This window comes from Scopulibacillus cellulosilyticus, from assembly GCF_042665295.1.
GTDB classification, from domain to species: domain Bacteria; phylum Bacillota; class Bacilli; order Bacillales; family Sporolactobacillaceae; genus Scopulibacillus_A; species Scopulibacillus_A cellulosilyticus.
Map to the genome: position 1 here is coordinate 45,925 of NZ_JBHTCO010000016.1, position 6,595 is coordinate 52,519.

A 6,595-nucleotide genomic window follows, 5' to 3' on the forward strand; every position below is an offset into this window, starting at 1 on the left:
AGCGTAACAATCACATAAACATCACCATGAGCATATTGATAGACTTAAATACAGGTCTTATATAGCATAGAATTAGTACTCGAGACAGAAACTAAATGAAGCTGATTTTAGAGGATGTTCAAAAAGTTTGGGAACAGGGTTAGCGGAGCAGATGTGTATGCTCACTCGAAGTCAATTCGGGATGTAACGCTCGTTCCTCCTTTTTGAACTTGCATTTATATTTCAGAAAAGGAATGATCTAAAATGACCACTGAAAAAATTTATGATGTGATCATTGCAGGAGCAGGGCCTGCCGGAATGACTGCAGCTGTCTACGCTTCCCGTGCTAATATGGATACTCTCATGATTGAACGCGGTATTCCCGGCGGTCAAATGGCCAATACTGAAGACGTTGAAAATTATCCAGGATTTGAAAGTATTCTAGGTCCTGATCTTTCAAATAAAATGTTTGAACACGCCAAAAAATTTGGTGCGGAATACGCTTATGGTGATATAAAAGAAATCCGTGACGGCGAGGATTATAAGACAGTCATTGCAGGCGATAAAGAATATAAGGCTTTATCAGTTATTATTACGACAGGTGCTGAATATAAAAAATTAGGCGTACCTGGTGAACAAGAACTCGGAGGACGCGGTGTTTCTTACTGTGCCGTATGTGACGGCGCCTTTTTTAAAAACAAGGAATTGATCGTTGTCGGAGGCGGGGATTCCGCTGTTGAAGAAGGCGTTTATTTGACCCGGTTTGCTTCTAAAGTAACCATTGTTCACCGCCGTGATCAATTGCGTGCCCAAAAGATTTTGCAGCAACGGGCATTCGATAACGATAAAGTTGATTTTATTTGGAATCATACAGTAAAAGAAATTCATGAAGTAGATGGCAAGGTTGGCAAAGTAACGCTTGTTAATACTCAAGATGGTTCCGAACAAGAAATGGATACCGATGGTGTTTTCATTTATATTGGTTTGCTTCCGCTTAATGGAGCTTTTAAAAACTTGGGCATCACAAATGAAGCGGGATATGTCGTCACAAATGAACAAATGGAGACAAAAGTCCCGGGCATTTTTGCGGCCGGCGACATACGGGAAAAAGAACTTCGTCAAATTGTTACTGCAACCGGTGACGGCAGTATTGCAGCGCAATCTGCTCAAGCATACGTTGAAGGGATAAAAGAGAAATCCAAAGTCTCATGACTAAGTCACTAAATAAAGTAATTCGCTCTTAACCCGCTTGTAACAAAGCTGAAATAAAATTGGGTTAATATGAAAGTAATAAATTGACCCCCTTTTTAATAAAGTTCTTTTACGGCATGGGCAGGAGTCCATGCCTCTTTTTTTATTTATGATACGATTTCCCGTTAATATTTATGAAAGGGCTTACCGTAAATTAAGATGCTTTTGACAAACATAAATTCGTAGTATACTAAGAAGCGAGGTGTAACTAGTGCAAAGAGTAACAAATTGTTTATTACGCAAAGATGATCAAGTATTAATGCTGAAAAAGCCAAGACGGGGCTGGTGGGTCGCTCCCGGCGGAAAAATGGAAAGCGGTGAATCAGTCAAAGATACTGTCATTCGGGAATTCCGTGAAGAAACAGGTCTTTACTTGCAGAACCCCGTTTTAAAAGGCGTTTTCACATTTATTATTAAAGATGGTGAACATATTGAGTCAGAATGGATGATGTTTACCTTTTATGCGGACCAATACGAAGGTCAGACATTAGAAGCAAGCGATGAAGGAGAATTGGAATGGCAGCCTGTTGATCATTTTCAAAAACTGCCGATGGCGGAAGGGGATCGGCACCTCCTTGACTATGTACTCCGCGGCCACGGCATGATCTTTGGCACCTTCCATTACTCGCCTGATTTTGAATTATTAAGTTACAGGCTCGATCCAAGTTAATTTTAAATATATTGGGGATGGAGATAATGAATAAGGATATTCAAGTTGTCATAATCACCGGCATGTCCGGTGCGGGGAAAACAGTCGCAACGCAAAGTTTTGAAGACCTTGGTTTTTTCTGCATAGATAATTTACCGCCGACACTGCTTCCCAAATTTATCGATCTTATCGAAGAATCAGGCGATAAATTGAATAAATTAGCTCTTGTCATGGACTTAAGGGGCAGGGAGTTTTTTGATTCCCTGTTTGAATCAATTGATGCCTTGAGCAAAAATGAAAATATTAAACCAAAAATTCTTTTCTTAGATGCCGACGACGATGCTTTAGTCCGCAGATATAAAGAAACACGCCGTTCCCATCCGTTAGCGCAGACAGGACTTCCTCTTGAAGGTATAAAGGCTGAAAGAAAAATGGTCGATGAAATTAAGGGGATTGCCCAGTATTATATCGATACTACCGAATTAAAGCCAATTCAATTACGGGAGAAAATTACCGAGCAATTTTGCGGTAAAAATGAACAGACTTTTCGCGTGAACGTTTTGTCCTTTGGTTTTAAATACGGCATACCGATTGATGCAGACCTTGTCTTTGATGTTCGCTTTTTGCCAAACCCGCACTACGTTGAGCACATGAGGGAGCGGACAGGATTGGAAGCGGATGTTTCCGATTACGTTTTTAAATGGACGGAAACGAAACAATTTCTGCAAAAATTAATGGACCTTTTAAAGTTTATGTTGCCCCAATATAAACGCGAAGGGAAAAGGCAATTGATTATTGCGATTGGCTGTACCGGCGGCAAGCATCGTTCAGTTGCCTTAGCGGAAGCTATTGCAAAACAAGTTTCAGATGAATATGCCACTCATGTTTCACACCGTGATATGAAAAAAGGCAGGCAGCGTTAATGAATAATAAACGGCCAAAGGTGGTTGCGATTGGCGGCGGAACCGGCCTATCTGTACTTCTTAGGGGATTAAAGAAAGAAGACTTGGATATTACTGCAATTGTCACAGTGGCAGATGACGGCGGCAGTTCGGGTATCTTAAGAAATGAGTTGCAAATTCCGCCGCCCGGTGATATCCGCAATGTGCTTGTAGCACTCTCTGAAACTGAACCGCTCTTTGAGAAATTACTTCAACATCGTTTTGAAAACGGCAACGGTTTAAGCGGTCATTCAGTCGGCAATTTATTACTTGCGGCGATGACTTCGATTACGGGTGATTTTGCTAAAGGTGTCAGTGAGATAAGCAGGGTTTTAAATGTAAAAGGCCAAGTGTTGCCGGCAGCTAATCAAAGCATCATCCTTAAGGCTGTCATGACGGATGGTACAGTTGTTGAAGGGGAATCAATGATTCCAAAAATGAACAAGGAAATTGACCGTGTCTTTTTAGAGCCTAATGACATCCAGCCGTTGCCTGAAAGTATTGAGGCCATCCAGGAAGCTGATTTGATTGTGCTCGGTCCGGGGAGCTTATACACAAGTGTCCTGCCAAATTTACTTGTTCCAAGAATTGGACAGGAAATTCAAAAGGCAAAAGCGAAGAAAGTATATATCTGTAATGTCATGACTCAAAAGGGTGAGACAGACCAATTTACAGCCTCTGATCATGTCAAAGTATTGTTGAACCATGTTTCTGACGATTTTCTCGATTATGTCCTTGTTAACAATAAAACAATTCCGGAGCGCATTTTAGAACGTTATGCGACTGAAGGTGCGGCGCCGGTTATCTATGACCAGAAAGAGCTTGAATCGTTAGGATTTAATTTGATTAGTGACCGGATTATTAAATATGACCGTTCTGTAATCAGGCATAATGAGAAGGTGTTGACAAAGTGGTTAATGTCCTTGCTCCAAAGTGAATGAAGTCTGATTGGAGGTTAATACCAGTGTCATTTGCTGCTGAAACGAAAAATGAACTCACCCAGCTTGATGGTAAAGATTGTTGCAGTAAGTCAGAGCTTGCAGCCCTAATACGAATGAATGGCTCAATATCAATCGTTAACAAGCATTTGGGGTTGGATATCTCGACGGAAAACGCTGCAATTGCCCGGAGAATTTATAAATTAATTAAAAAAAGCTATGATTATTCAATTGAACTGCTTGTCCGCCGCAAGATGAGATTAAAGAAAAACAATGTGTATATCGTAAGAGTAAAAGAACATGCAAAAGACATCCTTCAAGACTTAAAAATTGTCGATGATCATTTAATGTTTACGAGAAATATTGATCCTTCGCTTATTAAGAAGTCTTGCTGCAAACGATCGTATTTACGCGGCGCGTTTTTGGCTGGAGGATCCCTTAATCATCCGGAATCATCCTACCATTTGGAAATTTTTTCAATTTATGAGGACCACACAAAATCATTGGAAGAATTAATGAACCGTTTTGATTTAAATGCAAAGATGCTTCAAAGGAAAAATGGCTATATTTTATATATGAAAGAGGGAGAAAAGATTACAGAGTTTCTTAACATCATTGGCGCGCATAAGGCTCTGCTTTATTTTGAAGATATCCGCATCGTTAAGGATATGAGAAATTCTGTGAATCGTCTCGTTAACTGTGAAACAGCAAATCTTAATAAAACTGTCAGTGCAGCAATGAAACAAATTGAAAATATTAAGTTGATTGAAAGTGAAATGGGTCTGGATCAATTACCGGATAAACTGAGAGAAATTGCCGAGTTGCGAGTTAAACACCCTGACGTCACATTAAAAGAACTGGGTGAATTGATTCAAGGCGAAAAAATTAGTAAATCAGGGATTAATCACCGCTTTAGAAAAATTGAAGCGATTGCAGATAAAATTAGAAAAGGACTTTCTCATTCAAGCTAATAATTATCATAAGGAGGCAGTGCTCATGGTAGAAAAAGAGATGGAAGTTAAATTAAAAGGCGGGTTACAGGCAAGACCTGCTGCTCTTTTTGTCCAAGAAGCCAACAGGTTTCATTCAAATCTATATCTAGTAAAGGACAATAAGAAAGTCAATGCCAAAAGTATCATGGGTATTATGAGTTTGGCGATTGGTGCTGACTCAAAAGTAACCTTAGTTGCTGAAGGCGAAGATGAAAGTGAAGCCATTGAAGCCTTACAAAAGTTTGTTCAAAATGAAAAAATATAAGCCTCTCAATAACGAGAGGCTTATATTTTATTTATTTATTGCTTTTTGGTGATAACACTTGGTCTACAAGACCATAATCTTTGGCTTCATCTGCGGTTAGGAAGTTATCGCGGTCTGTATCGCGTTCAATAACTTCAATAGGCTGACCGGTTCTTTCAGAAAGAATTCTATTCATTTTTTCCCGGATTTTAATAATATGGCGAGCATGGATTTCGATATCAGATGCTTGTCCTTGAGCGCCGCCAAGCGGTTGGTGAATCATAATTTCACTGTTCGGTAACGCAAAACGTTTTCCGGGTTCACCAGCTGCAAGAAGGAAGGCGCCCATTGAAGCAGCCATTCCCATACAAATGGTAGAGATTTTTGCTTTTGTATGCTGCATCGTATCATAAATGGCCATTCCAGCTGTAATAGAACCGCCGGGACTATTAATATAAAGGGAAATATCTTTGTCAGGATCTTCCGCTTCAAGGAAAAGCAATTGGGCAACAATGGTATTAGCGACGTTGTCATCAATTTGGCTGCCCAGTATAATAATCCTGTCTTTAAGCAGTCGTGAATAAATATCATAAGCACGTTCTCCGCGGTTTGTTTGTTCAATGACAGTAGGTATTAAAGTCATTCAACATCCTCCTTTTCATTATCTAATTTCTCTTCTTGTTTTCATCATAACCCAATGGTCAAGATAGGTCAAATTTTAAAACAAGAATTTAAGCGGGCAATTTTTAATTGATATAAGGTAAGCTGTTCTATGTATGTAAAAGTTAATCAGGCCCGATATACAAACATTTTTCCCGTGTTCATTTTAATTTAAACGTATGTTATGCTTAGATAAAGAAAAAACTAAGGCGGTTGACCACCTTAGTTAATATTCAATATCTTTAGGGTTGAACCCTGCTGCCTTAAGAGAATTTTCGATCCACTTTGCTTTCATGACTTTATGGTTAAAGACGACGGTTACTGTTTTTTCTTCCGGATTCATTTTATATTCTTTAATGCCGATGATTTTACTTAGTGCATTATCCATGCGGCTCTCGCATCGATTGCATGATAGGTTCACCCCTGTAAATACAGCTTTGTTACTGTTCGCGTGAGTGCTGAATTTATCACGTTCAAAGAAAAGACCGGTTGCAAGAAGAGCTATGCATAAGACACTGACAATAAGGCTTTTATTTCGCATAATCATTCCTCCGTTTTTTCTTTTATATTGTGTGAAAAAATATTTAATTATTCAGGGGTTGAAATATCAGCGAAAGTTTTATATAATATTTTTGTGTCACTTTTATATTACTTATTGCGCTCGTAGCTCAGTTGGATAGAGCAATGGTTTCCGGTACCATGTGCCGCGGGTTCGAATCCTGCCGAGCGCGCCATACATAAGATAATTAACCCCGCTTTTTAAAAAAGCGGGGTTTTTTGATGGTTTAAAAAATTTTTTGGCCTAAAGGTATAATTTTTTGGCTCTATAATATTTGTTGGGGTATGAGAAAAATTAAAACAAAAAAATACACGCAAGCTCCTTAATCCTTTACACTTGAATTGTCCAGAAACAAGAGAAGGATAGGAGTTACGTGTATATG

Annotated in this window: 9 protein-coding genes and 1 tRNA gene; 7 read left to right on the plus strand and 3 right to left on the minus strand. The window is 39.2% G+C overall.

Translation table 11 applies throughout. The features are described from left to right. Positions 1 to 243: 243 nt before the first annotated feature. From trxB to ACFQRG_RS13065, 6 genes are all read left to right on the plus strand, one after another. Positions 244 to 1,191 carry a thioredoxin-disulfide reductase gene (gene trxB, locus ACFQRG_RS13040; RefSeq protein ID WP_380966655.1) on the plus strand — a complete coding sequence of 316 codons (948 nt, stop codon included), beginning with the start codon at positions 244 to 246 and terminating at the stop codon, positions 1,189 to 1,191. A 250-nt stretch (positions 1,192 to 1,441) separates the two neighbouring features. Then, positions 1,442 to 1,900, plus strand: a complete 459-nt coding sequence (locus ACFQRG_RS13045) for an 8-oxo-dGTP diphosphatase (RefSeq protein ID WP_380966657.1) — start codon at positions 1,442 to 1,444, stop codon at positions 1,898 to 1,900. 26 nt (positions 1,901 to 1,926) lie between these two features. Then, entirely contained in the window at positions 1,927 to 2,802 is an 876-nt protein-coding gene (gene rapZ / locus ACFQRG_RS13050) for an RNase adapter RapZ (RefSeq protein ID WP_380966659.1), read from the plus strand. Beyond that, positions 2,802 to 3,761 (plus strand): gluconeogenesis factor YvcK family protein, encoded by a 960-nt coding sequence (locus tag ACFQRG_RS13055; protein WP_380966662.1) that lies wholly within the window; start codon positions 2,802 to 2,804, stop codon positions 3,759 to 3,761. The genes rapZ and ACFQRG_RS13055 overlap by 1 nt, the downstream gene beginning before the upstream one ends. Positions 3,762 to 3,784: 23 nt before the next feature. Next, entirely contained in the window at positions 3,785 to 4,729 is a 945-nt protein-coding gene (gene whiA / locus ACFQRG_RS13060) for a DNA-binding protein WhiA (RefSeq protein WP_380966664.1), read from the plus strand. Between the two features lie 25 nt (positions 4,730 to 4,754). Then, a complete protein-coding gene (locus ACFQRG_RS13065; RefSeq protein WP_380966666.1) occupies positions 4,755 to 5,015 on the plus strand; it encodes an HPr family phosphocarrier protein in 261 nt (86 codons plus the stop codon). Between the two features lie 31 nt (positions 5,016 to 5,046). On the opposite strand, the gene clpP is transcribed toward ACFQRG_RS13065, so the two are convergent. After that, on the minus strand, positions 5,047 to 5,637 hold the full coding sequence (gene clpP / locus ACFQRG_RS13070) for an ATP-dependent Clp endopeptidase proteolytic subunit ClpP (RefSeq protein WP_380966668.1): 591 nt from the start codon (positions 5,635 to 5,637) through the stop codon (positions 5,047 to 5,049). A gap of 243 nt (positions 5,638 to 5,880) precedes the next feature. Continuing rightward, the gene (locus tag ACFQRG_RS13075; RefSeq protein ID WP_380966670.1) at positions 5,881 to 6,195 is read right to left on the minus strand and encodes a heavy-metal-associated domain-containing protein; all 315 of its coding nucleotides are present in this window, start codon (positions 6,193 to 6,195) and stop codon (positions 5,881 to 5,883) included. Positions 6,196 to 6,311: 116 nt separating this feature from the next. On the opposite strand from ACFQRG_RS13075, the gene ACFQRG_RS13080 reads away from it, so the two are divergent. Then, positions 6,312 to 6,388, plus strand: a tRNA-Arg gene (locus ACFQRG_RS13080). 25 nt (positions 6,389 to 6,413) lie between these two features. Here ACFQRG_RS13080 and ACFQRG_RS13085 read toward each other — a convergent pair. Next, positions 6,414 to 6,595 (minus strand): hypothetical protein (locus ACFQRG_RS13085; protein ID WP_380966672.1); only part of this gene is annotated, 182 nt, incomplete at its 5' end.

Excerpts from the sequence above, each read along its gene's own strand:
- clpP (WP_380966668.1), bottom strand. The coding sequence starts at position 5,637 with ATGACTTTAATACCTACTGTCATTGAACAAACAAACCGCGGAGAACGT.
- rapZ (WP_380966659.1), top strand. The coding sequence starts at position 1,927 with ATGAATAAGGATATTCAAGTTGTCATAATCACCGGCATGTCCGGTGCG.
- trxB (WP_380966655.1), top strand. The coding sequence starts at position 244 with ATGACCACTGAAAAAATTTATGATGTGATCATTGCAGGAGCAGGGCCT.
- ACFQRG_RS13065 (WP_380966666.1), top strand. The coding sequence starts at position 4,755 with ATGGTAGAAAAAGAGATGGAAGTTAAATTAAAAGGCGGGTTACAGGCA.
- ACFQRG_RS13075 (WP_380966670.1), bottom strand. The coding sequence starts at position 6,195 with ATGCGAAATAAAAGCCTTATTGTCAGTGTCTTATGCATAGCTCTTCTT.
- ACFQRG_RS13055 (WP_380966662.1), top strand. The coding sequence starts at position 2,802 with ATGAATAATAAACGGCCAAAGGTGGTTGCGATTGGCGGCGGAACCGGC.